Origin of the sequence: Citrobacter sp. MGH110 (genome assembly GCF_001037515.1) — a bacterium.
In the GTDB taxonomy this organism is placed as follows: Bacteria; Pseudomonadota; Gammaproteobacteria; order Enterobacterales; family Enterobacteriaceae; genus Citrobacter; species Citrobacter portucalensis.
Genome location: NZ_KQ089830.1, coordinates 1,680,346 through 1,706,415, shown reverse-complemented (window position 1 = coordinate 1,706,415; position 26,070 = coordinate 1,680,346). Strand labels below are relative to the sequence as shown.

22 protein-coding genes and 1 pseudogene are annotated in these 26,070 nt (G+C 50.9%); 13 read left to right on the top strand and 10 right to left on the bottom strand.

The genetic code is table 11. The features are described from left to right. Positions 1–21: 21 nt before the first annotated feature. From SK38_RS08145 to SK38_RS08105, 9 genes are all read left to right on the top strand, one after another. Positions 22–384 carry a phage tail protein gene (locus tag SK38_RS08145; RefSeq protein ID WP_048235594.1) on the top strand — a complete coding sequence of 121 codons (363 nt, stop codon included), beginning with the start codon at positions 22–24 and terminating at the stop codon, positions 382–384. Between the two features lie 247 nt (positions 385–631). Further along, on the top strand, positions 632–3,934 hold the full coding sequence (locus SK38_RS08140; RefSeq protein WP_048235593.1) for a phage tail tape measure protein: 3,303 nt from the start codon (positions 632–634) through the stop codon (positions 3,932–3,934). Beyond that, positions 3,935–4,267: a phage tail protein gene (locus SK38_RS08135; protein WP_032949490.1), complete on the top strand. Its 333-nt coding sequence runs from the start codon at positions 3,935–3,937 to the stop codon at positions 4,265–4,267. Between the two features lie 8 nt (positions 4,268–4,275). Beyond that, entirely contained in the window at positions 4,276–4,971 is a 696-nt protein-coding gene (locus SK38_RS08130; RefSeq protein ID WP_048235592.1) for a phage minor tail protein L, read from the top strand. 11 nt (positions 4,972–4,982) lie between these two features. Next, a complete protein-coding gene (locus SK38_RS08125) occupies positions 4,983–5,717 on the top strand; it encodes a C40 family peptidase (RefSeq protein ID WP_044700545.1) in 735 nt (244 codons plus the stop codon). After that, on the top strand, positions 5,615–6,292 hold the full coding sequence (locus SK38_RS08120; protein ID WP_071681833.1) for a tail assembly protein: 678 nt from the start codon (positions 5,615–5,617) through the stop codon (positions 6,290–6,292). The genes SK38_RS08125 and SK38_RS08120 overlap by 103 nt, the downstream gene beginning before the upstream one ends. 72 nt (positions 6,293–6,364) lie before the next feature. Beyond that, the gene (gene gpJ, locus SK38_RS08115; protein ID WP_048235591.1) at positions 6,365–9,766 is read left to right on the top strand and encodes a phage attachment tail tip protein J; all 3,402 of its coding nucleotides are present in this window, start codon (positions 6,365–6,367) and stop codon (positions 9,764–9,766) included. A 41-nt stretch (positions 9,767–9,807) separates the two neighbouring features. Further along, positions 9,808–12,369 carry a phage tail protein gene (locus tag SK38_RS08110; protein ID WP_048235590.1) on the top strand — a complete coding sequence of 854 codons (2,562 nt, stop codon included), beginning with the start codon at positions 9,808–9,810 and terminating at the stop codon, positions 12,367–12,369. Next, on the top strand, positions 12,369–12,965 hold the full coding sequence (locus SK38_RS08105; RefSeq protein WP_048235589.1) for a tail fiber assembly protein: 597 nt from the start codon (positions 12,369–12,371) through the stop codon (positions 12,963–12,965). Before SK38_RS08110 ends, SK38_RS08105 begins: the two co-directional genes overlap by 1 nt. A 71-nt stretch (positions 12,966–13,036) precedes the next feature. Here SK38_RS08105 and SK38_RS08100 read toward each other — a convergent pair whose 3' ends face one another. Together SK38_RS08100 and SK38_RS08095 are read right to left on the bottom strand one after the other, a co-directional pair. Then, the gene (locus tag SK38_RS08100) at positions 13,037–14,020 is read right to left on the bottom strand and encodes a glycosyltransferase family 2 protein (RefSeq protein WP_053069335.1); all 984 of its coding nucleotides are present in this window, start codon (positions 14,018–14,020) and stop codon (positions 13,037–13,039) included. A 178-nt stretch (positions 14,021–14,198) separates the two neighbouring features. Continuing rightward, entirely contained in the window at positions 14,199–14,441 is a 243-nt protein-coding gene (locus SK38_RS08095; protein WP_048235588.1) for a DinI family protein, read from the bottom strand. 77 nt (positions 14,442–14,518) lie between these two features. On the opposite strand from SK38_RS08095, the pseudogene SK38_RS25405 reads away from it, so the two are divergent. The 3 genes and pseudogenes from SK38_RS25405 to SK38_RS08080 all read left to right on the top strand — a co-directional run bounded on the left by SK38_RS25405 (position 14,519) and on the right by SK38_RS08080 (position 16,162). After that, a pseudogene (locus SK38_RS25405) lies at positions 14,519–14,766 on the top strand (DNA polymerase V). 2 nt (positions 14,767–14,768) lie between these two features. Next, on the top strand, positions 14,769–15,158 hold the full coding sequence (locus tag SK38_RS08085) for a HumD family translesion DNA polymerase (protein ID WP_048235587.1): 390 nt from the start codon (positions 14,769–14,771) through the stop codon (positions 15,156–15,158). 437 nt (positions 15,159–15,595) lie between these two features. Beyond that, complete coding sequence (locus SK38_RS08080) at positions 15,596–16,162, top strand: DUF4760 domain-containing protein (RefSeq protein ID WP_231587312.1); 567 nt, start codon at positions 15,596–15,598, stop codon at positions 16,160–16,162. A 614-nt stretch (positions 16,163–16,776) separates the two neighbouring features. Here the strand turns inward: SK38_RS08080 and SK38_RS24960 are convergent. The 8 genes from SK38_RS24960 to rluE all read right to left on the bottom strand — a co-directional run bounded on the left by SK38_RS24960 (position 16,777) and on the right by rluE (position 24,389). After that, entirely contained in the window at positions 16,777–17,088 is a 312-nt protein-coding gene (locus SK38_RS24960) for a hypothetical protein (RefSeq protein ID WP_127649098.1), read from the bottom strand. 885 nt (positions 17,089–17,973) lie between these two features. Continuing rightward, positions 17,974–18,642, bottom strand: a complete 669-nt coding sequence (locus SK38_RS08075) for an SOS response-associated peptidase (protein ID WP_048235586.1) — start codon at positions 18,640–18,642, stop codon at positions 17,974–17,976. Between the two features lie 468 nt (positions 18,643–19,110). Continuing rightward, entirely contained in the window at positions 19,111–20,481 is a 1,371-nt protein-coding gene (gene purB / locus SK38_RS08070; protein ID WP_003832400.1) for an adenylosuccinate lyase, read from the bottom strand. Between the two features lie 3 nt (positions 20,482–20,484). After that, entirely contained in the window at positions 20,485–21,126 is a 642-nt protein-coding gene (gene hflD, locus SK38_RS08065) for a high frequency lysogenization protein HflD (protein ID WP_003832401.1), read from the bottom strand. A gap of 34 nt (positions 21,127–21,160) precedes the next feature. Beyond that, positions 21,161–22,267, bottom strand: a complete 1,107-nt coding sequence (mnmA, locus tag SK38_RS08060; protein ID WP_003832402.1) for a tRNA 2-thiouridine(34) synthase MnmA — start codon at positions 22,265–22,267, stop codon at positions 21,161–21,163. A gap of 53 nt (positions 22,268–22,320) precedes the next feature. Beyond that, complete coding sequence (locus SK38_RS08055; protein WP_048235585.1) at positions 22,321–22,782, bottom strand: NUDIX hydrolase; 462 nt, start codon at positions 22,780–22,782, stop codon at positions 22,321–22,323. Positions 22,783–22,791: 9 nt separating this feature from the next. Next, entirely contained in the window at positions 22,792–23,721 is a 930-nt protein-coding gene (locus SK38_RS08050; protein WP_053069334.1) for a hypothetical protein, read from the bottom strand. Positions 23,722–23,765: 44 nt separating this feature from the next. Next, the gene (gene rluE / locus SK38_RS08045; protein ID WP_048235584.1) at positions 23,766–24,389 is read right to left on the bottom strand and encodes a 23S rRNA pseudouridine(2457) synthase RluE; all 624 of its coding nucleotides are present in this window, start codon (positions 24,387–24,389) and stop codon (positions 23,766–23,768) included. Positions 24,390–24,591: 202 nt separating this feature from the next. On the opposite strand from rluE, the gene icd reads away from it, so the two are divergent. Next, positions 24,592–25,842 carry an NADP-dependent isocitrate dehydrogenase gene (gene icd, locus SK38_RS08040; protein WP_003841892.1) on the top strand — a complete coding sequence of 417 codons (1,251 nt, stop codon included), beginning with the start codon at positions 24,592–24,594 and terminating at the stop codon, positions 25,840–25,842. Positions 25,843–26,070 lie beyond the last annotated feature (228 nt).

Below are 26,070 nucleotides of genomic sequence, written 5' to 3'. Positions count from 1 at the left end.
GTCTGAAAAACAGGATACACCATGTCTGAATTTAGCCTCTCCGCACTGAAAAATGCACTGCTCAAAACGAAATCCACGCCTACTGAAACTGAAATTTTAGGCACAAAGGTTTACCTGCGTCGGCTGACGGCGGCTGAGCTTATTGATCATGAAGATGCACTCATCGAGGCGCAGGCCTCTGGCAATATCCGCAAGGTGGCCGAGCTGAACGTACAGATTGTTATCGACAGCCTGGTCCAGCCTGACGGCTCCACTATTAAAGCCAAAGACAAACCCACAGCCCAGGAGCTGCTGGCGGCACACGATAACCCTGCGCTTCTGGATGCCATCGACAGGGTTAAGAAGCATGCCCTCGGTAATCTGGAAGCCGCCGAAAAAAACTGAGTGACTCGCCCTGGCTGGAGCTGATTTTCTGGCTGGCCGACCGCTGGGGCGAGCCTGACCCGTCAAAAATTGCGGCGCTTCCGGCTGACACGCTTTTCCACTGGCGTGCTTTCTTCCTCAAACAGGGCATTTTCAAAAAGCCTTCGCCAGAAGGTTCTGACAATAACCCGCCCCCTGTTAAATCACCCGCAGCAGCGAACCAGAGTCTGGATGCGCAGTGTGCGGCAGTCATGAAGGTATTAATGTAATGGGTGACGTTGCCTCTCTTGCCGTTGGGCTGCATCTGAATGCAGCGAACTTTAAATCGCAGCTGATGAGCGCCTACGGCAGCGCTGAGAGTCAGTCACGCCAGTTTAACCGCAATGCCCAGGCTGATGCGAAAAAGACGGAGGATGCCTATAAGCGTGTTTCTGCTTCGGTATCAGGGCTGGCTGGCAGGCTGGCAGGTTTTGCCGGGGCGGGGTTATCGCTGGGCACCATTATCAGCACCACGCGGCAGTACAGCCAGTCGTTGTCGGATTTGCAGGCCATCACCGGTGCCACCAGTGTGCAGATGAAACTGTATGATCAGGCGGCGCAGGAAATGGGCCGCACAACGGAATACAGCGCATCACAGGCCGCCGAGGCCATTAAACTGATGGCTTCGGCAAAGCCTGAACTGCTGAGTACCTCTGCGGGGCTGACGGCGGCGACCAAAAGCGCGTTAACGCTGGCCCAGGCGGCAGGGACGACGCTTCCGGATGCCACCCGAACGCTGGCCCTGTCATTAAACCAGTTTGGGGCGGGAGCCAGTGAAGCCGACCGGTATATCAACGTGCTGGCTGCTGGCGCGAAACTTGGCTCGTCGGAGATAGCCGATACTGCTGCCGCGATTAAAAATGGCGGGGTGGCAGCGGCACAGGCTGGCGTGGGTTTTGAAACCCTCAATGCCGCCATACAGGTACTGGCAGAGCGCGAAGTGAAAGGTGGCGAAGCCGGGACCGCGCTGCGTAACGTGATCCTGAATCTGGAGAAGGGAACCGATAAAACCCTGAAGCCTTCTGTTGTCGGGCTGAGTCAGGCGCTGGAGAACCTTGCGGGAAAAAACCTGTCAACCAGGCAGGCCGTGAAGCTGTTCGGGGTGGAAAACCTCAGCGCAGCATCCATCCTGGTGCAGAACCGCGAGAAGGTGGAGTCGCTGACCGCCGCCCTGACCGGTACGCAGACCGCGCATGAGCAGGCCGAAATCAGGGTAAATAACCTCAACGGAGATCTTCTCAGCCTGACTTCGGCTTTTGAAGGTCTGATCATTAAGGTAGGACAGAGCGGAAACGGCCCGCTGCGCAGTGGTGTTCAGACCGTTACCGATGCCATTAATGGCCTGACGGATAATTTTAATACGGTCGCCAGCGTTGCGCTGTATACACTGATTCCTGTTCTGGCGACAAAACTGACGGCAGGTATCAGGGGGAACATCGGTGCCTGGGTTGAGCAGCAGCAGGCAGTCAGGGCCAGCGCGATGGCGCAGGCCGATATGGCGCGAAAAACGCTGGAAAGTACCGCCGCCACGCTGGCACAGAATAACGCAGAATTCGGGCGTTATCGGGAAATGGAGAAAAGCGCCAGACAATTTGGCCTTAACGTGAGTTACCAGAGCGAGTTTAACCGCTTAATCCGCCAGGAAACCGAGCAGACACTGCTTTCCACCCAGGCAAAGAGCCAGCTGAATGCAGCCAATAAACAGCTTTCCTTTTCAGCCCGCTCAGTCTCTGCAGCAGTAGGTATGGCCAGAGGGGCGCTGGCACTGGTGGGCGGTCCTGTGGGCGCAGCGATGCTCGCCGGTTCGGCGTTGCTCTATTTCCATAATCAGGCGAAAAATGCCCGTCAGTCAGCGATTGACCTGAAAAATGCTGTTGTTGAAACGAATGAAGAGCTAAAAAAACTGTCGCTTAACCAGCTCAACGTGAAGCAGCTGGACATTGATGAACAGTTTGAGAATCAGGTTATTCAGCGAAATAAACTGATTAAAGAAATTCAGGATGCGGAAAGCCGTATTGATGGATTGAGTGGCTTCGATCCGTTCGGACAACTTAAAGGCGTACAGAACGATAAAACCCGCTACAAAGGGGATCTGGATGCCGTTGAGCAGGGGTTAAAACTCCTCAAAGAACGGCAAAAAATTGTCAAAGAGGCCATAGAACACGCTAAATCAGGGAAAACCGATCCCACACCGAAGCCGGATAAACCAGGGAATGAAACAGGGAGCGATAAACCTGATACCCCCTGGACCGGGGAAGGCGGGGATACTGATAAGGGGCAAAAGTCGAAGGTTAGCCAGTACGAGCAACTGCGGCGTGAAATCGAAGCGGCGCATGCCTCCAGTCTCGGACGAATCAACCTGCAGGAGCAGGAAAGCGCCAGAAAACTTCTTGAAGCCGCCCGTGCTGACGGAGCCAGCGAGGCTGATATTCAGAAGACTTTGCTGCTGAATGCTGAAAACTATCAGAAACAGCGCCTCGAACTGGCAGAACAGTATGCGCCAGCCAGAGCAACTCTTACGAAAGAGCGTGAAGCGAGCCAGGAGCTGAAGTCTCTTTTTGATGGACGTTTTCTGGATGAAAAGGAATACCAGACGGCGAGAATCACGCTGGCACAAAGTACGACCCGCGAACTGTTACAGGCACAGGCAGCGGCAATGTCTGCCCCTCTGATTGATATCGCCGGGACGGTTGATCCGCTGGCAGAACTGCGCAATCAACTGGCCGAGCGTCAGTCACTGCTGCAGGCGTTTTACCAGAACGATGCGATCAATAAAGAGCAGTACGAACTGTTGAAGCAAAAGGCGGATAAGGATTCCGCGGATGCGCAGTACCAGACGGCGGTGGAGCTTTATAAGTCGCAGGGAAATCTGAACAGCCTCGCCATTGACCTGATGGAAACTACCCAGGAGCGAACCTCCAACATGCTGACCGGCATGCTGAACGGGACACAGACACTCCGGGACGGGATGATTGGGTTATTTTCCTCCCTGACACAGTCGGTGATTAAAAACCTTGTCGATATGGCAGCGCAGGCGCTGATTACCAACACCATCCTGAAATCCATCATGGGTATCGGCGGCAGTTTTTTTGGCGGTGCAGCTACCGCGAGTACCGGCACGGCCATCAGCAGTTTTGGCAGCAGTTTTAGCTTTAATGCGAAAGGCGGTGTTTATGACTCACCTTCATTAAGTGCCTACAGCAACGGCATCTATGACAGCCCGACCCTGTTTGCTTTTGCAAAGGGGGCAGGCGTGTTTGGTGAAGCTGGTCCGGAAGCCATTATGCCTCTGGCGAAAACGACTGACGGTACGCTGGGTGTCAGGGCGCTGGGTGACCCGGGTTCTTCTGGTGGTGGTATGAATGGGGGAATTGCTTATTCACCTGTGTATCACATTGCCATCCAGAATGACGGGCAAAACGGGGAGATAGGACCGCAGGCATCGCAGATGCTGGTCAAAATGATCGATACGCGTGTCATGAGTATCCTGAGAACTCAGGGACGTGATGGCGGCATGCTGGCGGGAGGATAAGTGAAAACCTTTCATTGGGCACCCAGGGAGGGGATGCAGTCTTCTGTTTCCCCTTCGGTAACAACCATAAAATTTGGGGATGGCTATGAGCAACGTCGCCCGACCGGACTCAACCATCAGTTAATTAACTTCCAGCCTGTTTTCCGTATAACGTCGGACAATTCCCGCACCGCACTTGAAGCGTTTCTGGCCGAGCACGGGGGGTATAAAGCCTTTCTGTGGCGACCGCCAAAATACAACCGCACGATTAAAGTTGTCTGCCGGGAGTGGTCTGTTACGGACAACGTCACGTATTCCGATTTTAGCTGTAAATTTGAGCAGGTCATTGCTTAAGGATCCTTATGCAGGATATTCCTCAGAACACCCTCAACGAAACCACGAAAACCGAACAGTCGGCCCGCATTGATTTGTGGGAAATCGACCTGACGGCCTTTGGTGACCAGCGTTACTATTTTTCAAATGAAGCGAACGAGAAGGGCGAGCCGGTCACCTGGCAGGGCCGGAAGTATGACGTTTACCCGATACAGGGAACCGGGTTCGACCTGGTAGGGAAAGGGACTACCGCCCGCCCGACGCTGGCGGTGTCGAACCTGTTTGGCATGGTTACGGGACTTGCGGCAGATATGCAGAGCCTCGTCGGGGCCACGGTGGTAAGGCATGTTGTGTACGCCCGTTTTCTCGATGCGGTGAACTTTACAGGCGGCAATCCGGAGGCCAACCCGGAACAGGAAGTGGTCAGCCGCTGGGTGATTGAACAGTTGTCTGAGCTGAAAGCCACCACGGCGACCTTCGTACTGGCCACACCGACCGAAACGGACGGCAGCGTGTTTCCGGCGCGGATCATGCTGGCTGATGTCTGCAACTGGACCTACCGTTCTGAGGAGTGTGGTTACATCGGGCCGCCTGTGGCGGATGAGTTTGATAAGCCCACGGCAGACCCGGCAAAAGATGCCTGCAGCAAATGCCGTACTGGCTGCGAGCTGCGTGATAACCTGCCGCGCATCGGCTGCTTCCTCTCGATTAACCGTCTTTTCTGATGGATACACCCATGAACAAAAATATCCTGGCGCATGCCGCTGCGTGTGCGCCGGCTGAATCGTGCGGCTATGTGGTGAAGACGTCTGCCGGGGAGCGGTATTTTCCCTGCCAGAATCTTTCCGCTGAACCGACAATGTATTTTCGCATGGATCCGGCAGATTACCTTCAGGCGCAGGTGGCGGGCGATGTGGTGGCCCTGGTCCACAGCCATCCCGATGGCCTGCCGAATCTCAGCGATGTTGATCGCCGCCTGCAGGTGCAGAGTGGCCTGCCGTGGTGGCTGGTCTGCGATGACCGGATATACAAATTTCGCTGCATGCCGTTCCTCACCGGGCGGGCATTTGAGCATGGCGTGACGGACTGTTACACCCTGTTCCGTGATGCGTACCATCTGGCGGGGATTGAGATGCCGGATTTTGCGCGGAGGGAGGACTGGTGGAAGCAGGGGGATAATCTGTATCTGGATAACCTGGAGGCGACAGGCTTTTACCGGGTGAATGCCGCAGAGGCACAGCCCGGAGACATTCTGATTTGTTGTTTTGGTTCATCGGTTGCCAACCATGCCGCGATTTACTGCGGCGACGGGGAACTGTTGCACCATATTCCTGACCAGCTCAGTAAACGCGAGAGGTATACCGACAAATGGCAACGCCGCACACACTCCATATGGCGACACCGGGCATGGCACGAGTCTGCCTTCACGGGGATTTACAACGATTTGGCCGCCGCTTCAGCCTCAGTATAAAAACGGGGGCCGAGGCCATTTACGCGCTGGCCATGCAGATACCGGGCTTCCGGCAGAAAATGAATGATGGCTGGTATCAGATACGCATTGCAGGCCTGGATGTGAATGAAACCAGCCTGTCAGCCCGTCTGCACGAGCCGCTGCCAGACGGTGCCATTATTCATATTGTCCCACGCATGGCTGGGGCTAAATCCGGTGGTCTGTTCCAGGTGGTGCTGGGAGCAGTGGCAATAGCCGCGTCCTTTTTTACAGCAGGAGCTTCACTGGCAGCCTGGGGAGCAGCGTTATCTGCCGGTGCTATTTCAGCATCTTCAGTCCTGTTTTCTATGGGAGCGGCCATGATGCTGGGGGGGGTAGCGCAGATGCTGACACCCCAGGCAAAAATCCCCTCATCCCGGCAGACCGACAACGGCAAACAGAACACTTATTTTTCGTCGCTGGACAATCTGGTGGCGCAGGGTAATGCCCTGCCGGTGTTGTACGGTGAAATGCTGGTCGGCTCCCGCACAATTTCCCAGGAAATCAGCACACGGGATGAAGGTGGTGGGGGGCAGGTGGTGATCATCGGTCGCTGACATTCTTGCAGCATATTTGTATTTGCAAAGAACCGCCTCCGGGCGGTTTTGTCGTTTCAGAGGGAACAGATTATGGGTAAGGGTGGTGGCAGCAGTAAAACGCCGCATGAGGCTCCTGACGACCTGAAATCCAGCCAGATGCTGACCGTTGTTGACGCGATCTGCGAGGGGCCGATTGAAGGTCCTGTGGACGGGCTGAAAAGTGTCAGAATTAACAAAACGCCAGTCCTCGACAGCGACGGTAATGCGATGGTTCACGGTGTCACTGTGGTTTATCGCGTGGGGGAGGATGAGCAGACCGCGATGGAGGGGTTCGAAGACTCCGGCGCTGAAACCCTGCTGGGTGTGGAGGTGAAGAAGTCAGAGCCAGTGACCCGCACCATTACCACCAAAACGCTGGACCGTCTGCGCTTTACCTTTGGTGTTCAGTCGCTGGTCAGCACCAGTACCAAAGGTGACCGCAACCCGACCAGCGTACAGATGCTGATCCAGTTTCGGCGGGATGGGCTGTGGCGAACGGAACGGGATATCACCATTACGGGGAAAACGACCACGCAGTTTCTGGCATCCGTGGTGATTGATGATTTACCGCCCCGGCCTTTTGAAGTCCGCATGCTGCGCCTCACTGATGACAGTACGACAGACCTGCTGCAGAACAAAACGGTGTGGTCAGGCTTTACCGAAATCATCGATGTGAAACAGTGCTACCCGAACACCGCCGTTATCGGGGTAAAAGTGGATGCGGAGCAGTTTGGCAGCCAGCAGGTCACGCGAAACTATCACCTGCGCGGGCGTATTGTGCCGGTACCATCGAATTACGATCCGTTAAAACAGACCTGTACGGGAATATGGGACGGGACGTTTAAACCCGCCTGGACAGATAATCCGGCCTGGTGTGTGCTGGATATGCTGACTCACCCGCGCTATGGCATGGGAAGCCGCATTGGTGTTGCCGATGTGGACAAGTGGGCGCTGTATGCCATTGCACAGTACTGTGATCAGCCTGTTCCTGACGGTTTTGGCGGGACAGAGCCGCGTATCACCTGCAATGCGTATCTGACGGACCAGCGTAAAGCATGGGATGTGCTGGGGGACTTCTGTTCCCTGATGCGCTGCATGCCGGTCTGGAACGGCAGCACCCTGACGTTTGTGCAGGACCGGCCCGCCGATAAAGTCTGGACCTATACACAAAGTAATGTGGTCATGCCCGCTGACGGTGCGCCATTCATCTACAGCTTCAGCGCACTGAAAGAGCGCCACAATGCTGCCGAGGTCCGTTACACCGACCCGAACAACGGCTGGGAAACGTCCACCGAACTGGTGGAAAACGACGCTGCCATCCGGCGCTACGGTCGCAACGTTCTGAAGATGGATGCATTCGCCTGTACCAGCCGTGGGCAGGCGCACCGCGCCGGACTGTGGGCCATCACCACTGAATTGCTGGAAACGCAGACGGTGGATTTTTCCGTAGGGGCTGAGGGGCTGCGACATGTTCCCGGAGATATCATTGAGATCTGCGACAGTGATTATGCCGGTGTGACCGTGGGCGGACGAATCCTGTCGGTCGACAGCCTTACGCGCACGCTCACGCTGGACCGTGAGGTGGAGATACCGCCAGGCGGCAATGTGGTGCTGAACCTGGTGGGCCGCGATGGTCAGCCTGTTACCGTCGCAGTTACCGCGCACCCCGCCCCGGACTCCGTGACCGTCAGCCAGTTACCCGATGGCGTGGCGGAGTACAGCGTGTGGGGGCTGAAACTGCCGGACCTGCGCCAGCGCCTGTTTCGCTGTGTGGCCATACGGGAAAACGATGACGGCACGTATGCCATTACCGCCGTACAGCATGTCCCGGAGAAAGCGAGCATCGTGGACAACGGGGCGACGTTTGATCCGTTACCGGACACCGGTATCACGAATACGCTGCCTGCCGTGCAGCACCTGACCACAGAGATTCTGGCAGAGGAGGGGCAGTATCAGGCGCGGGCGCGATGGGATACCCCGCGTGTGGTTAAGGGGGTTAACTTCTCCCTGCGCCTGACGGTGAAAGCGGAAGATAACAGCGACCGGCTGGCCAGCAGCCTGATCCTGACAAAAACGGATCATACTTTCCGTAACCTGACGCCGGGACGTTACACCCTGACGGTGCGGGCGGTGAACAGCCAGGGCCAGCAGGGCGATCCGGCCAGCACGGATTTCAGCATCGCCGCGCCGGCAGTACCGTCTTATGTTGAGCTGACTCCCGGCTATTTTCAGATAACCGCCACCCCGCGCCAGGCGGTATATGACCCCACGGTGCAGTATGAATTCTGGTTTACAGATACGCAGATTGCCGATACCCGCCAGGTGGAAACCGATGCGCGTTATCTCGGCACCGCGCTGTACTGGATTGCGGCCAGCAGCAGTATCAAACCCGGCAAGGATTATTACTTCTATATCCGGGCCGTGAACCAGGTCGGGAAATCGGCGTTCGTGGAGGCTAAAGGGCAGGCCAGCAACGATGCGGCGGGCTACCTGGATTTCTTCAAAGGGAAAATCACCGAAAGCCACCTGGGGAAAGAGCTGCTGGAGAAGGTGGAGCTGACGGAAGACAACGCCAGCAGGCTGGATCAGTTTTCGGAAGAATGGCAGGACGCGAACGGCAAATGGAATGCCATGTGGGGTGTGAAGATAGAGCAGACCAAAGACGGGAAGCACTATGTGGCTGGTCTGGGCCTGAGCATGGAAGACACGGAAGAAGGGAAGGTAAGCCAGTTCCTGGTGGCAGCAAACCGTATCGCGTTTATCGACCCGGCAAACGGCAATGAGACCCCGATGTTTGTGGCTCAGGGTAATCAGATATTTATGAACGAGGTGTTCCTCAAATATCTGACGGCTCCCACTATCACCAGTGGCGGGAACCCGCCGACCTTTATGCTGACACCTGACGGAAAACTGACTGCCCGTAATGCGGATATCAGCGGCCATATCAGTGCGAATTCTGGTGCTCTCAACAATGTGACGATTGAGGAAAACTGCACCATAAAGGGGACGCTCCGGGCCGAGCGTATTCTTGGGGATATTGTTAAGGCAGCGGGCAGGGAGTTTCCTTACTTCATAACCAGTAACGGTGAAAAACGGTATGCCAACGGGACACTGACAGTCGTGATTGAAGATGACCAGTCTTTTGACCGACAGATTTCCATTCCTGCGATTATCTTTCAGGGTGCAGCGTATGACAGCCAGACCAGTAATGACGTATGGGATGACTGTACACTGACTGTCAGGAAAAACGGGGTGGAGATATACAAGCAGACAAGCAGAGGTGTATCGGCCGTTTTTACGCGAACACTGGATATGCCTGCCGGGAGCGGACGGATGACGCTGAGTTTCAGCGTCAGTACACACGGTAACAGCAGCGGCTATCCATTTTCCCGAATCAGTGACCTGCTGGTTATTGTGACGAAAAAATCATCAGCCGGGATAACAATCAGTTAATGACAGAAACCGCCTCCGGGCGGTTTTTTTATGGAGGTAGTATGCCGGTACTCATATCAGGCATTCTCAGAGATGGCGCGGGAAAACCCGTACAGGACTGCACCATTCTGCTGAGCGCCAGGAAAACCAGCCCGACCGTTGTGGTTGAGGTGACCTCATCCTCGGTTACGGATGCGAATGGCCACTACAGCATTGAGGCTGAACCGGGTTATTACAGTGTGTCACTGCTGCGGGAAGGTTTTCCTCCCTCCGTGGCCGGTGATATTTACGTGGTCCCGACCGATGCGCCGGATACCCTGAATGCATTTCTCGATGCACCAAAGGATGCAGACCTGCGTCCGGAGGTGATGAAACGTTTTGAGGAAATGGTCAACCGCACGGCAGCGCTGTGCCAGGAGGCAGAGAAGGATCGGGAGCGTGCGGAAAACGCAGCACAGTCAGCGGAACAAAGTAAGGATTCAGCGGCATTGTCTGCAACGGCAGCGGCAGAGTCACAACGTCAGGCGGCACTCTCTGCAGATGCTGCTGATGTGTCTGCCCGCTCTGCTGATGATAATGCCCGACAGACCGCGCAGGACGTTCTGGCCAGTGCAGCGGATGCGGACAGTGCGGCAAAGTCTGCACAGACAGCGACGGAGCAGGCCGGTCAGGCTAAAACCGCCGCTGAGACGGCACAGAAAGCGCAGGAGGAAGCGGGAGTTTCGGCACAGTCTGCTGCGGGAAGTGCCGGCAGCGCAGCAGCGTCAGCACAAACAGCAGGTGAGCATGCCGGCAATGCAGCCGCATCTGAAACCTCAGCGCGTGAAAGCGCCCTCACAGCCACGCAGGCTGCAGAGCAGGGTGATAACAGCGCGGCAGCTGCGGCCCTGAGTGAAAAGCATGCCAGGGAGTCCAGCGAAAAGGCTGCTAAATCAGAGGCTGCGGCATCAGCCAGTGCAGAATCGGCATCTTCCAGTGATGCTTCAGCCCGGCAGTCAGCCGAAACGGCTGAGAAACAGAAAAATGCAGCCGCTGAGAGTGCCACCCGCGCAGAACAGGCCAGAGATGAGGCGCTGACATCCCGGAACGAGGCAGTGGAAGCCGCTGAAACAGCGGCGACAGACGCTGCAGAGAAAGCTGCCAGCAAGGTTTCGGAGCAACTGAAAGCTGCTGTAGCCGATGATACTCAGCGCGCAGAAGCCGCGATGGCTGGCGCTGAAAGAGCAGCTGAAGCCTCACAGGGATACCGTGATGAAGCGCGGGATATTGCTGAAGGTCTGAAGCTGGGAGACGCCAGCACAACGCAGAAAGGGCTTGTGCAGTTAAGCAGCGATGACGACAGCGACAGTGAAGCCCTTGCAGCGACACCGAAAGCCGTTAAAAAAGTCAAAGACCTGACGAACCTGAAAGCCCCTCTGGACAGTCCTGAACTGACGGGAACGCCAACCACTCCCACTCCACCACTGACTATTAACAACCAACAAATTGTTAATGCTGAGTTTGTTCACGCAGCTGTTGCAGCGCTTGTTGGCTCATCTCCTGAAGCCCTGGACACCCTGGCTGAGTTAGCTGATGCATTAGGCAATGATCCCAACTTTGCAACGACGATGCTCAATGCGTTAGCGGGTAAACAGCCGCTTAACGAAACGTTGACTAATCTGAGTGGGAAAGATGTAACGGGCCTGCTCCAATACCTTGGTTTAGTAGACACGATAAAACTTGCTGCCGGAGCGCTGCCGATAACAGGAGGTAATTTAAAGGGACAAATTACCTTTTCATTATCGCAACCCAGAAATGGTTCCAACCACCTAATATACAATGGTGACGATAAGGGAATACTGGCTTGCGGATATGGTTATTATCAGGGCAGATTTGATATTCATTTTTATGACGAAAAAGGCGCATGGGCATCAAATCCAGTAGCTATCTGGCCAAATGGGAATTGTCAGTTTGGAAATGTTTTTGATAATGGAAAGAGAGTTTATTCACCAAATAATCCCCCTCCTGACTCCTACCCTGTAGGTGCGCCAATTCCCTGGCCTTCAGACACGCCACCTGCTAACCATGCGATTATGCAGGGACAACCATTTGATAAGTCTGCCTATCCACTACTGGCTGTAGCTTATCCTTCTGGGATTATCCCTGATATGAGAGGGCAGACGATAAAGGGCAAACCTGATGGTCGTGCTGTATTGTCTCAGGAACTTGACGGTATTAAGTCACACGACCATGGTGCGACGGTCGCAGCTACCGACCTCGGAAACCGTGACACCACCGGATTTGATTACGGAAATAAAGAAACAACAGGTTTTGATTACGGTACAAAAACAACCGATGTTCAGGGTGCTCACGCGCACAATTACTCATTCCTGGCATGGCAAGCAGGTTGGGGATATCCAGCCGGAAACCAAAACATGGGGGCTGTCACGCAAACGACCTCCACTGACGGCGCTCATGCACACAACGTTTATATAGGTGCACATAGTCATATTGTTGGCATTGGGGCACATGCCCACTCTGTCTATATTGGCGCGCACAGCCACGGTGTGACTGTTTCTCCGTCAGGTCATGCTGAAAACACCGTAAAAAATACCGCATTTAACTATATTGTGAGACTTGCATAATGACTTTTAAAATGACTAACACCAATCGCACTATTACTATTTATAACCTGTCATCTTCTACTAATGAATTTATTGGTAAAGGTGATGGATATATCCCGGCGAACACGGGTTTGCCTGCATACAGTACTGATATTGCACCGCCAACTACAAAGGATGGATTTGCCGCTGTATTTAATTTTGATTCAGGTAAATGGTCACTCGTCGAAGACCATCGTGGGAAAGTTGTCTACAATATTCACACGGGGGAATCCACCACAATTAACCAGTTAGGTAAGTTGCCTGATGATGTCGTTTCTGTTGCTCCTGAAGGCCATTTTGTTAAATGGGACGGTAAAAAGTGGGTGCATGATGCTAACGCAGAAAAAATAGCGCAGATTACGCAGGCGACACAACAAAAAGAAAGCCTACTGGCTCTGGCCGCCTCAAAAATCGCTCCCTTACAGGACGCAGTTGATCTTGTTATTGCAACAGAAGCGGAAGCGGCACTTTTACTGGCATGGAAAAAATACCGTGTTTTACTTAACCGAATAAATCCAAATGATACACCTGATGTTAACTGGCCTGAGCAACCTGCAGAACGAAGTATAAGTGGTTAAATCATAGTTGAATGGTGGGCTTAGGGATGCTGAATCCTTCAGAAAGCAGCCCAAAATAGGCTGCATATTGTTTATACTTTGGTTCGATCAGATCTAAGCTGATATTTAATCTTCTTTATGAGGCAGTATTCTCGAATAAATAACAAATTAATTCTCTTGCTAAGTTTTTGTGTGCCAGAGAATGGGGTAACTGCCTTTTTTATATAATGGATTTGTTCTTCGTTAAAGGAGCAATAACCATTAATTTTTGTGCTTATTCTTTTGGCTAGACTATATGTCTGATGAACAGAGGGCGCTATAGTCTCTATTTCGCTCTTGCCTTTTTTATTAAGTAATTCATTGAAAACTCCCATGGCACATATTATATCATCGATATCTTTTTTTCGAGGTGCGTTAGTTATGCTATTTTTTCGTACTCGATATAAAACAAGAGTATCGGTCATACGTTTGATTTTTTTTGATAGAAGATATGTTTTGGGTATTAATGCTATATCTTCGTAATGTCTGCCAACTGGAAATCTTAACGTATTAAATATATATCTTTTGTAAACTCTTGCCCATGGGAACCATTCATTTTTTAAAAATGTTTCACGAAGATTACTTATTGAATCTATTGTCAAAGTCTCGTTTGTAGATACGATTGACACTTCTGTTACTTTTTCCTTGTTGTCGTCATAAAATCTATTCGCATTAAACTCAATTAAATCAATATCATTAAGCTTTAGCGTTGGGTTGATCTTTTCCCAGAATGTTGAATCCCAAAGATCATCACCATCTAAAAATGCTAAATACTTACCTGAACATACATCAATACCTGCATTTCTGGCTGCAGACACCCCTTGGTTTGTTTGGGTTATTAATTTAATCGATTTGTTTTTATTTTCACTTATGAATAATTCTATTTCTTTAAGGGAATTATCCGCCGACCCATCATTAATCACAATGATCTCAACACTATCATCTATTTGTGATGATACAGATTGCAAACATTCATAAATGTAATCTTGGCAGTTGTAGCAGGGGATTATGACGCTTAACAAGAAAGGGGTATCCATTAAATGCATCCTTGAGTTAAAAAATTAATCCAATTTAAACTTCTTACGAGGCTGATGACCTTCTTCGGCATTTTATTTTACCATGCTGGAGTAGGAAATCATCGTGTAATTGCATACAGTCCAAGAGGATTTCCAGTAACAACGGGCTGTTCTTGTCCAGTATGGCGACTTAATATGTTTAATCTGAAACCAGCCACATATCAGCCTCTTCAAACATTTCCTGAACAGTACGGCTTATCAGTTCCTTCTCATGCTTGCTGGCGTCAGTGTTGATCGCCGGCAGTGTCATCATCGGTTTAACCCGAACATCAGCATCGGGGAAGATCCGGTGAACCCTCTTAGTCAATTCTCCCAGAATGATATCTTTTGCTCCGGGCAAACCATCAAAATTCCTTTTGTCATAAACGAGTTCCACGAACATTTCTTGTAGCCTCTTTACTGTATGGATATGCAGTGTTTATGCTGTGTTTTTATCCGGTATTCAAGAGGGGTTAATTGATGCCACGACCCAGCGATATTGAAATGGCCTGGCATGCTTCGATACAGCAAGAACCTAATGGCCATAAGACCGTCACCACACAGCGGTTTGTCCAGGAACTGAGCAAGGTTAACTGGAACTGGACGATGAAGCAGGCTAACGAATGGATCGAGTGGTATGTGACAACATTCCGCGATGTATCAACGTATCAACGCAGGAAGGGGAGAACCGTACCTTTCAGCTTTTCAATCCAAACGGAGGACTATAGCCATGGGCTTCCTTTCACCTGCCAGTGATTACGTTGAAACAAGGATTTCCCTCGATCAACACCTAATCAGCCAGCCCGCAGCGACTTATTTCATGCGGGCATCGTGTTCACATTTCAGGGAAGGGATAATCCAGGGGGCACTACTTGTTGTGGACGCGTCGCTTTCAGCCTGTGATGGCTCGCTGCTGATATGCGCGATAGATGGGGAATTCAGGATCAAGCGATACCGAACTCACCCTCAGCCCCACCTGATAAATCTGGATAACGGGAGAAGAGAAGTGCTGCCAGAAGACGGTGATGGCTACAATTCTTCACACGCAATATTTGGTGTTATCACGTACATCATTAATGATGCCAGGAACGCGGAGTTTGATGACTGCCCAGTGATGTGAATAGCTGAAACTTTACGGTAAAGTCGATGTTTTGTGTCGGGGTTTTTCCCCAATTATTCCCCGTTGCTTCCCCGTTCATAAAACAGGCATAAAAAACCAGCCGTAACAGGCTGGTTCTTCGAGGATTTTTGGTCGGCACGAGAGGATTTGAACCTCCGACCCCCGACACCCCATGACGGCGCGTACACATTCGTAATGATCTGGTAGTAAAGCCAGATCTCGCCGTAAAGGTTTAAAAGACGTTTCCAGTTTTCCAGACTCGCTCAGCTTCGACCCTACCTAACTGTTTTTAATGCCTCCCATCACCGATATCCATCCCTTGCCATGTCATTATCTTCCCGACGATAATAAGGTACCGGCATACCGGTCTGATAAGCTGAAGCGACAATATCCCCGGCGTGACCGTAAACTTATATTATTTCTGGCAGGAGCCTCACTTGAAATACAAATGGCATTTATTCTGGGCAATCATCATTCTTTGCGTCATTGGAACCGGGGGGCTTGCCGCGATTGCGTATACCAGTCTCCCCCCTTCAGGCAGTAGTGTATTTATTGAAGTTACGAAAACCGTCTCCCTGTGTCTAGGTGGACTCGGTGTCATACTGCCGCTGTATATAAATGCTACAAATTCAGTGGAAAGCCGGATGGCAGAAAAAATCGAGAATACGTTTTGCCTGATTGAAAAATGGGATGACCCTCATCTGTTCTCAGCCAGAAAATTGACTCGGGAAATAAAAGAAGCTAGGTCATCATTAAGTGATGACGATCTGGTCAAAAGAATCAAAGAAGATGAGGAGCTCAAACAGTCGGTTATCTTGGTCTCAAACTATTTTGAACAGGTCCGTTTCTCTGTGGTGAATAACCGTATTGATGTCGTTCAGTTCAGATCAGTTCTGGGGCCAGTAATCACGGACATTATCACGCGTTTTGAACCTTATTTTAAATTGTTCGGAAATCTATATATGGATGATTTAAGGCAACTCAAAACGCTGATGAAGGGCTGATGCACTAACCCCACATCCGGCGCACAGCTTCCCGACATTATCTGTATATCATGGTTTCATTGTCGAAAGCATGTTTATCCTTTTGGGGTGGCAAACAGAATTTGGCTACCTGAACGGAGGTGATATGCTCACCTCCGTTAAATATAGGTGTTCCAATGAAAAAATGAAATGAATGACTATATTTTGCTCATAGCAGACGCTTACATCAATTATGGCTAAAAGGCTGGCATGAGGGTATGTTGACAGGCCACGGTGAAAGAAAAGTGGGTCGTTGTCTGTGGTCGCATTGAGCCTGGAGAATGAGCGGAAACATAAAAGCCCGCATATAAGCGGGCTTTTATGTCACTTGGGAGCCGCGGCTCCTTAGCGTATCCTTTTTTGTCTCCTCACCGTCTGGTCGGTGTCTTGCTGATACTGCTAACTTCATGTTTTTGCTAGTGCCGTCCTGGCACTGTCCAATCATGATTGGTGGGCTGGCGGGAGTTGAATCCACGGTTTTTTCAGAATTATGAGCGATTTAGTTCATTACTTCGACGGCCGTCTGCGCCAAAGCGGACATATTATTACTAATGTAAATCAACCAACCGGGGACAGATCACCTGGCCTTGCTATTTTTACAATGCGCTATGAATAGCTGTAACAAGCTCTTCAACAGAAACATTTTGTAAGCTTAGTGAAACTGCATTTTTACTCTGCATAATTAATGAATTATCTAGAGGAATTGATGTACCAAAAATTGCCACAAGGTCTTTTGCTGGCACATCACTCATCTGGATTGAGTAGTTTTGGGTTAAATCGAGGTCAAGGGTTGCACCATTGGCGCACATGGTGCGGCAAGGACCATTCGGTTCATAATAGATAGCAATACACCCGTTTGGACAAGATATAGAACAAGATGGATGGCCAGGAGCAGTACAAGTTGTCATTGTTGTTTCCTCATTAAGTGATGGTTCTTCTTTCAAGGTTAAGTTGAGAGAGTCGGGAGCTCAGCTAAAATAACTGTCTGAAAAGATATTAACGACCTCTTTTATATATTCAAGAGGTAGCAAGTATTGTTGAATTTATTGTTTTTATACCCCCCCCTCGCTCATTAAAAACCTTATGTGTGAAATCCAAAAAAAGTAACGTCATATCAAAACTCATGGTTCAGGAATGGAATGCTTTTCCATCAGAATAGGGGGGTGAAGTTATTATCTCTTACTAAATAAGACTCGGAAAAGTCTCATGGTTTAATTATGCAAGCCAAAGATAAAAGTTTGTATCCCTTTAATTAAATTGCCTATAGAGATTGATAATCTTCAAGCATTATTTACGGCTAGCTCATATGTTTTAATATAACCCTTCGTGATGAATTTTCATCACACCTATTAATGAAAAATTATTTTCGCGATAGTACTATAAGGTGATTGAGCGTAGCGGCTAACAATTAGCTGTATCATTCCTTATTTAGGTACTTGTCTGAGCATTACTCTTTAATAAGGTGGGGTTTTACAACAATTTTTCTATAATGCATTCAAGGGATGCGGTCTCGTGGCAAAGCTGATTTAGAAGTTAATGTCCGCGCCTCTCGCATAGCGGTCTCAGCGAATATAAAAACTTCACCATCGAGGTTTGCCAATAGCGGTAGCGTGTTGCATGTGCTGGCGTGAAAAACTTGGATTCTTGGCGAAAACTCTACCCCAAAACTAAAATCAAAATTTATATAATCAACGAGTTGTAAAAGGTAACTACTAGCGGTTTTTGAAAGTAAAAAGTATAATAATTTCCATTTTATCAAATGGTTACTATGATTTTAGCAATGTTATGCTGCGTCATATTGGCTGGATTAACTGTGAGCTCTGATTTTTCACATTCCCAACGGCACGTGTCACGGCGTGCCATATAAATTTATCAGCCGGCATGGAACCGTCGGTCGCAATTTCCGCAGCTTCTTTCCCTCCAATGTCCTGCCTCATCCACTCGCGAGCAGCATCTGGTGACAGTACCAACGGTCGCCTGTCGTGAATATCTACCAGTCCTTTATCGGCAGCAGCCGTCACTATCAGAAAACCTTCTGCTTCATCTCCACGTTCAAATGGTGTGCTGCCAATTGCCGCCATGAATATTGGCTGACCATCGGCTTGATGAATGAAGTAGGGTTGCTTCTTGTCACCTACCTTTTTCCACTCAAACCAGCCATCAGCAAAGCAAATTGCGCGACCATGTTGCCAGAGTGGTTTAAACATTCTGCTGTTAGCCGCAGTTTCAGAGCGTGCGTTAATTAGCGGTGGTTTATCCCACCACCCGGGGGCGTATCCCCAGATAACTGGATCAAGATGAAGTTTCTCGTCACGTTCGCTCAGCAGCAGAACTTTGGTGCCTGGCGCCACGTTGAATCGCCCGATCGGTTCAGGGTCATATGGGATATCACGTTCAGCTTCTTCAGCGAGCAGGGCGAGATAGTCCTCACGTGTCATTGACTGTGAAAAGCGTCCACACATAGAAACCTCCAGCCAACTGTCAGACTGAAAGTATAGGATATTGAGTAGAACGATAGGATTTGAAGCTCCACACCACCAATATTCCATTATGGCTTTTAGCTTCTCGAGGTTGCTAAATGGCAGATAGACCACTACCCATTTTTACTTTTTTGGGGGCAAATTTGGGGGCAAAATTGAGCTGGGGGCATGATTTGGGGCGTTAAAATGACCTATATTGTCCGATAAAGTCCACATAGTGGTTTTTTTAAGTTACTGATTTATAATTAAGTTACTGATTTTATGGTGAGTGTGATTTCTACCAAACAGTCTAACGCTGATTATGTGGCTGTGGGGATAAACATTTAATAAACCGGGCAAAGGGATAATCTCGCAGGCAATAAAAAAGCCGGAGGCGCTGATGCTTTCCGGCTTACTACGATATGAACGGAAGGCCGGAACAGGCGCAAGCACGCTCCGGCATCAAACAGATTACTTCAGTTCATCAACCATGGTGATGGCGCGACCAATATAATTGGCAGGCGTCATTGCTTTCAGGCGAGTTTTCTCTTCTTCCGGCAGCGCCAGACCGTCGATAAACTGCTTCATACCTTCGGCGTCAACGCGCTTACCGCGGGTCAGCTCTTTCAGCTTTTCGTACGGCTTCTCAATACCGTAGCGACGCATCACGGTCTGAATCGGCTCTGCCAGAACTTCCCAGTTATGATCCAGTTCATCCAGCAGATGATCGCGGTTCACTTCCAGTTTGCTCACGCCTTTCAGCGTGGACTGATACGCGATCAGCGCATAGCCAATGCCTACGCCCAGGTTACGCAGAACGGTAGAGTCAGTCAGGTCACGCTGCCAGCGGGAGACCGGCAGTTTGCTCGCCAGGTGCTGCAGAACCGCGTTAGACAGACCCAGGTTACCCTCGGAGTTTTCGAAATCGATGGGGTTAACTTTGTGCGGCATGGTGGAAGAGCCGATTTCACCCGCGATGGTTTTCTGTTTGAAATGGTTCAGCGCCACGTAACCCCAGACATCGCGGTCAAAGTCGATCAGGATGGTGTTGAAACGGGCGATGCAGTCAAACAGCTCGGCAATGTAGTCGTGCGGCTCAATCTGCGTGGTGTACGGGTTCCACTGGATGCCCAGCGAGGTGACAAACTCTTCGCTGAACTGATGCCAGTCAACTTCCGGGTAAGCAGCGATGTGGGCATTATAGTTACCGACTGCACCATTGATCTTACCAAGAATTTCAACCTGGTTGAGCTGACGATACTGACGCTCCATACGGTAAGCCACGTTAGCCATTTCTTTGCCTAGCGTAGACGGGGTGGCTGGCTGACCGTGGGTACGGGAGAGCAGAGGAATATCGCGATACTGAACAGACAGATCTTTCACCGCGTCGATAAGCTTACGCCAGTACGGCAGAACCACTTCGTCGCGTGCGGTTTTCAGCATCAGCGCGTGAGACAGGTTGTTGATGTCTTCTGAGGTACACGCAAAGTGGATAAATTCGGAAACGGCATGCAGTTCCGGGATATCCGCCACTTTCTCTTTCAGGAAATACTCAACTGCCTTCACATCATGGTTGGTCGTTCGCTCAATGGTTTTGATGCGCGCAGCATCTTCTTCATTGAAGTTAGCGACGATCGCATCAAGGAAACCGATTGCGTCGGCAGCAAAAGCAGGAACTTCCTTGATCGCTGCGTGCGCGGCCAGTTTTTGCAGCCAGCGTACTTCAACCTGTACACGGAATTTCAGCAAACCGTATTCGCTGAAAATCCCGCGCAGCGCGCTGACTTTATCGCCGTAGCGTCCATCGACAGGGGAAACGGCGGTCAGTGAGGATAATTCCATAGATCACAACTCCGGGGTTAAATGAGCAAGAATTTGTTTTGCCTGAGTCGTCAGGCGATTACGAGAAAACATGAGTTGCAGACGGCCTCCACCAACCTGATGCCAGAGCACGGCAGCACGGATGCCAGCCAGCAGCGAAGCGCGTACTTTAGCCTGTACCTGTGGGCTCTGAAGGATGGCCGGAGAACCCGTGACCTGAATACGCGGGCCGAGTGGGCTGATGACGTCAACATAAATGCCAGCCATCGCACTCATCAACGTTTCTGACTGCAAATCAAAATGGTCCAGCTGGCGCTGCAAGCCGCTAATACGGTCTCCCAGCGTGTCCATAGCGCCCTTAGCCGCTGACAGCTTACGCTCCAGCACCATCAGGCTTAGCGTATAGCGGGTGAGTTCCGCGTTCAGTCCCTGACGACTACTGGCGTTCAGCACGCCAAGCAGCGTTTCGAGGCCAAGGCGCAGGTTGGCTTCGCTGCCGCCAAACACGCCCAGCGTAGAGCTGGGATTCATGTCGATGACACTGTTCAGTGAAACGTGTAATGCATCGGCATCACAATGCCCCTGGTGCGCCAGTTCCTGCACCAGGCGTGCCGACTGACAAATGCCTGCCAGGGCGAGGGTGATGTCATAATAATTCTTTGCCACGTTCACTGCTTCCTTGTATCAAATGTGTAAGTAATTATACCGGCAGAGGCAATCGTTGTTCGATAATGCCGCCGCCGAGGCACACTTCGCCATTGTAAAAGACAGCCGACTGACCCGGCGTGACCGCCGCGACTGGCTCGTCGAAAATGACTTCAATACGCTCAGCATCCAGTGCCTTAACGGTGCACGGAATGTCGGTCTGACGATAGCGGGTTTTCACCGTGCAGCGCATGGTGCCGGTGAACGGTTCGCGATCGACCCAATGCAGCTGTTGCGCCACCAGGCCAACGGACATCAGACGTGGATGTTCATGACCCTGAGCGACAACCAGAATGTTGTTCTCAACGTCTTTATCCACCACATACCATGGATCTTCTGTCCCTTCTTTCGTTCCGCCAATACCCAGACCTTTACGTTGACCCAGAGTGTGGTACATCAGCCCCTGATGCTGGCCAATCTCTTCGCCGTCAACGGTGATGATTTTGCCAGGCTGAGCGGGCAGGTAGCGACCAAGAAATTCACGGAACTTACGTTCGCCGATGAAGCAGATACCCGTGGAGTCTTTTTTCTTGGCCGTAATCAGACCGAGATCTTCGGCAATTTTACGCACCTGTGGTTTTTCCAGTTCACCGACCGGGAACAGGCTTTGCGCGATTTGCTCATGGCCGAGCGTATAGAGGAAATAACTCTGGTCTTTATTGCCATCGAGCCCACGCAGCAGGCGGCTTTTGCCGTCGACATCCGCGCGACGCACGTAGTGACCGGTGGCGATGTAATCGGCACCTAAATCTTCGGCGGCAAACTCAAGGAAGGCTTTAAACTTAATTTCTTTATTGCACAGAATATCCGGGTTTGGTGTACGGCCCGCTTTGTACTCTTCAAGGAACAGTTCAAAGACGTTGTCCCAGTATTCTGCGGCAAAGTTGACGGTATGCAGTTCAATGCCGAGTTTGTCACAGACAGCCTGCGCATCCGCAAGGTCGGCGGCCGCTGTGCAGTATTCCTCGCCATCGTCCTCTTCCCAGTTCTTCATGAACAGGCCTTCTACCTGATAGCCCTGTTGTTGTAACAGCCAGGCAGAAACGGAGGAATCGACACCGCCGGACATGCCGACGATCACTTTTTTTGGGCTTTCAGACATAGGAATACTCACGACATTGAACTTCAAGGCGGCATATTCTAGCACGCAGCCCTTTACTTGACACCCTCTGTAAACGGCCAGTTAAATTCGCCGATCATGGCCAGTGGGTAGCGCTGTCCGCTCAGATAACAGCGAATACTCTCCGCAACCAACGGCGAACGCAGGTTTGGCGCAGAGAAAATCTCTTCTGCGCTGACCCAACGACAGCAATCTATATCGCTGTCATGGGGTTCTGTAGCGCACATATTGGCAAGCTCGATAGAGAAAAGAAAACGCAAAAAGGGCGTTCTGTCTGGCGCAATCCATTGATGCATACGAATGAAATGCTGTGGCTGCGCTTTAATGCCCGTTTCTTCCCACAGTTCGCGTGCTGCGGCTTGCACCAGCGTTTCATCGGCTTCCAGGTGTCCTGCAGGCTGATTCCACAAGGCTTTGCCATTGATCGTTTCTTCAACGACTAAGAATTTATCTTCTGCATGCACAATGCAGGCGACCGTGACGTGCGGTTTGAACATGTTTTCCCCTTATTCCTCAGCAAAACCTTCGGTAACATCTGGCCAGCTAATTTCACCGCTGGCCTTGTCGATACTGATATAAGCCACGGGAGGTGACGTTTGTGGGTCGGCCCCTCCTCGGCACAATGCGGTTTGATGATCCTCGCGCACGATAATCTCAATGGCCTTTTTAGCATTCCAGCTTTCATAAAAGATACATTGGTGGTCGTGACGTAGCCCAAGGGTGGCGACTCTCGTTGCCTTTTCTGTCGACAGCGGGTTGATGTCGTCGCGATAGTGGTCACCGCTGTTTATAGCCTGTAACTGCGACTTTTTTAACCAACCGCGTATGATTTGGCGATCGGTGGTGTAGTAGACCGCTTCCATAAAATCATCGTTGGATTGTTCTTGTACAGAGACGAGGTCGCCGGGCACTAAAAATACGGACGGGCTGCGACACTGTTCGGTTGGCATCGCATAGAACCATGCGCGGGTGTCTCCTGTTACCTGATAGTGGTTTGCGAAGGAGGAGGGTAAGAACCCGCGCTGCGACATCGCTTTATTTGCCCATGTCTGGCAAGACGCGCTTACTGCAAGCGGACTGGATAACGGCGTTAATCCATCTACCGAGATCCAGCCGGTGGCGAAGGTTCCTTTAGCGTCCCGATAACGTACGTAACGATAAGGCTCATCTTTGGAAAGCATGCCCGTGCTTTTGTAGCGCTGTGAACTCCTGAGTACCTCGACGGTGTCGCCATTGACCATGAACGCGGGGAGTTGACACTCTGTTGCTGGTGCAGAATAGAAATGCAGGCGTGAGTCGGTTTTTACTTTGGCAGACTCATAAAGGTAGTTTGCCTCTCCGGCTGCTGTTCCGGCAATTGTCTCACAGTCCAGTTTTGCTGAACAAAACGGTGACACGCCGAGCAGGATGAATGCTGCAAAAAGCTGCTTATCCATTTTTTTTCATTCTTCCCTGTTAACACTCACGTTAAATCGTACGGTTACGATTTCAGTTCCCGCCACTCGCCGTTAGCAAGATTTTCCAGCGTGTAATCCCCCATGGCATAGCGGATGAGGCGCAGCGTAGGAAATCCAACATGCGCTGTCATACGACGTACCTGACGGTTGCGACCTTCATATAAGGTAACTTTCAACCAGCTGGTGGGAATGTTTTTCCGTTCCCGAATCGGTGGATTTCTCGGCCACAGCCATACGGGTTCCCCCACTACTTCAATGCCTGCGGGTAGCGTGGGGCCATCATTGAGCGTTACTCCGTTACGCAGGGCGTCCAGCGCTTCTGCTGTCGGCTCACCTTCAACCTGGACGTAATAAATTTTCCCGGTACGCTTACCGGGTTGCGTTAACCGCGCCTGCAGAGCGCCGTCATTGGTCAGCACCAAAAGCCCTTCGCTGTCCCGGTCGAGTCGGCCCGCCGCATAAATTCCCGGCACGGGAATAAAATCTTTTAACGTGCTTCTGCCAGCCTCGTCAGTAAATTGTGGCAAAACATCGTAGGGTTTATTGAACAAAACCACGCGTTTTGGCTGGTTTTCTTTACGCTGCTTAGTGACTTGTCGTGAGCTGAATCGCTCAACCCGGTGATTTCTAAAAGAAGTTTTTTGCATGGTATTTTCAGATTATATCAATTGCCGCATTATAGCCTAAGAACGAGTGTCTTTCATGGCGGCGAACAATAGGGTAGTATTGACACGCTCATTACAAATCATTAACAAAAAGTTGCTCTAACGCATCCGTGTAGCAGGACGCAAACGCACATGCAGCGTGATGACAGACGAGCAGAACCAGAAGCGCTCGAAGGAGAGGTGAATGGAAAGCAAAGTAGTTGTTCCGGCGGAAGGTAAGAAGATCACCCTGCAAAACGGCAAACTCAACGTTCCTGAAAATCCGATTATCCCGTTCATTGAAGGCGACGGTATCGGCGTTGATGTAACCCCACCGATGATCAAAGTTGTCGATGCTGCTGTCGAGAAAGCCTATAAAGGCGAGCGTAAAATCTCCTGGATGGAAATCTACACCGGCGAGAAATCCACTCAGGTTTATGGCCAGGACGTCTGGCTGCCTGCTGAAACCTTAGATCTGATTCGTGAATATCGTGTTGCCATTAAAGGCCCTCTGACCACCCCTGTTGGCGGCGGTATTCGCTCTCTGAACGTAGCTCTGCGTCAGGAACTTGACCTGTATGTCTGCCTGCGTCCGGTGCGTTATTATCAGGGCACACCAAGCCCGGTTAAACACCCTGAACTGACCGACATGGTCATCTTCCGCGAAAACTCCGAAGACATCTACGCGGGTATCGAGTGGAAAGCTGACTCTGCCGATGCTGAGAAAGTGATTAAATTTCTGCGCGAAGAGATGGGCGTGAAGAAAATCCGCTTCCCGGAACATTGCGGCATTGGTATCAAACCGTGTTCTGAAGAAGGGACTAAACGTCTGGTACGTGCAGCGATTGAATACGCCATCGCCAACGATCGTGATTCAGTTACCCTGGTACACAAAGGCAACATCATGAAGTTCACCGAAGGCGCGTTCAAAGACTGGGGTTACCAGTTAGCGCGTGAAGAATTCGGTGGTGAACTGATCGACGGCGGTCCATGGGTGAAAATCAAGAACCCGAAAACCGGTAAAGAGATCGTGGTTAAGGACGTTATCGCCGATGCGTTCCTGCAACAGATCCTGCTGCGCCCGGCTGAGTATGACGTGATTGCCTGTATGAACCTGAACGGTGACTACATCTCCGATGCGCTGGCCGCACAGGTTGGTGGTATTGGTATCGCGCCGGGTGCAAACATCGGTGACGAATGCGCTCTGTTTGAAGCAACCCACGGTACTGCACCGAAGTATGCAGGTCAGGATAAAGTGAACCCAGGTTCCATCATTCTGTCTGCTGAAATGATGCTGCGCCACATGGGTTGGACCGAAGCGGCTGATTTAATTGTTAAAGGTATGGAAGGCGCGATCAACGCCAAGACCGTAACTTACGATTTCGAACGTCTGATGGATGGCGCTAAGCTGCTGAAATGTAGCGAATTTGGCGACGCAATCATCGAAAACATGTAATACGGTAATTTGTTAAATTCATTAACGGGAGCGAAACGCTCCCGTTGTTTTTTATTAGGCTGCTAACGGTTATCAAAATTTTATCAAAATAAGTTATCAAAACCCCCTAGTAGTTTGGCGCGCAGTGGTGGGGTGGCAGAAGATGTCACTATGCAGAGTTGTATTTTGCACCCTTATGTTGTTCGCAGTTATTTTGTAATGTGCGCCATAATATTTATGACTAGTATG

Coding starts and splice junctions, on each gene's coding strand:
- SK38_RS08145 (WP_048235594.1), top strand. CDS start 22: ATGTCTGAATTTAGCCTCTCCGCACTGAAAAATGCACTGCTCAAAACG.
- SK38_RS08140 (WP_048235593.1), top strand. CDS start 632: ATGGGTGACGTTGCCTCTCTTGCCGTTGGGCTGCATCTGAATGCAGCG.
- SK38_RS08130 (WP_048235592.1), top strand. CDS start 4,276: ATGCAGGATATTCCTCAGAACACCCTCAACGAAACCACGAAAACCGAA.
- SK38_RS08125 (WP_044700545.1), top strand. CDS start 4,983: ATGAACAAAAATATCCTGGCGCATGCCGCTGCGTGTGCGCCGGCTGAA.
- SK38_RS08120 (WP_071681833.1), top strand. CDS start 5,615: ATGGCAACGCCGCACACACTCCATATGGCGACACCGGGCATGGCACGA.
- gpJ (WP_048235591.1), top strand. CDS start 6,365: ATGGGTAAGGGTGGTGGCAGCAGTAAAACGCCGCATGAGGCTCCTGAC.
- SK38_RS08110 (WP_048235590.1), top strand. CDS start 9,808: ATGCCGGTACTCATATCAGGCATTCTCAGAGATGGCGCGGGAAAACCC.
- SK38_RS08105 (WP_048235589.1), top strand. CDS start 12,369: ATGACTTTTAAAATGACTAACACCAATCGCACTATTACTATTTATAAC.
- SK38_RS08100 (WP_053069335.1), bottom strand. CDS start 14,020: ATGGATACCCCTTTCTTGTTAAGCGTCATAATCCCCTGCTACAACTGC.
- SK38_RS08095 (WP_048235588.1), bottom strand. CDS start 14,441: ATGTTCGTGGAACTCGTTTATGACAAAAGGAATTTTGATGGTTTGCCC.
- SK38_RS08085 (WP_048235587.1), top strand. CDS start 14,769: ATGGGCTTCCTTTCACCTGCCAGTGATTACGTTGAAACAAGGATTTCC.
- SK38_RS24960 (WP_127649098.1), bottom strand. CDS start 17,088: ATGACAACTTGTACTGCTCCTGGCCATCCATCTTGTTCTATATCTTGT.
- SK38_RS08075 (WP_048235586.1), bottom strand. CDS start 18,642: ATGTGTGGACGCTTTTCACAGTCAATGACACGTGAGGACTATCTCGCC.
- purB (WP_003832400.1), bottom strand. CDS start 20,481: ATGGAATTATCCTCACTGACCGCCGTTTCCCCTGTCGATGGACGCTAC.
- mnmA (WP_003832402.1), bottom strand. CDS start 22,267: ATGTCTGAAAGCCCAAAAAAAGTGATCGTCGGCATGTCCGGCGGTGTC.
- SK38_RS08055 (WP_048235585.1), bottom strand. CDS start 22,782: ATGTTCAAACCGCACGTCACGGTCGCCTGCATTGTGCATGCAGAAGAT.
- SK38_RS08050 (WP_053069334.1), bottom strand. CDS start 23,721: ATGGATAAGCAGCTTTTTGCAGCATTCATCCTGCTCGGCGTGTCACCG.
- rluE (WP_048235584.1), bottom strand. CDS start 24,389: ATGCAAAAAACTTCTTTTAGAAATCACCGGGTTGAGCGATTCAGCTCA.
- icd (WP_003841892.1), top strand. CDS start 24,592: ATGGAAAGCAAAGTAGTTGTTCCGGCGGAAGGTAAGAAGATCACCCTG.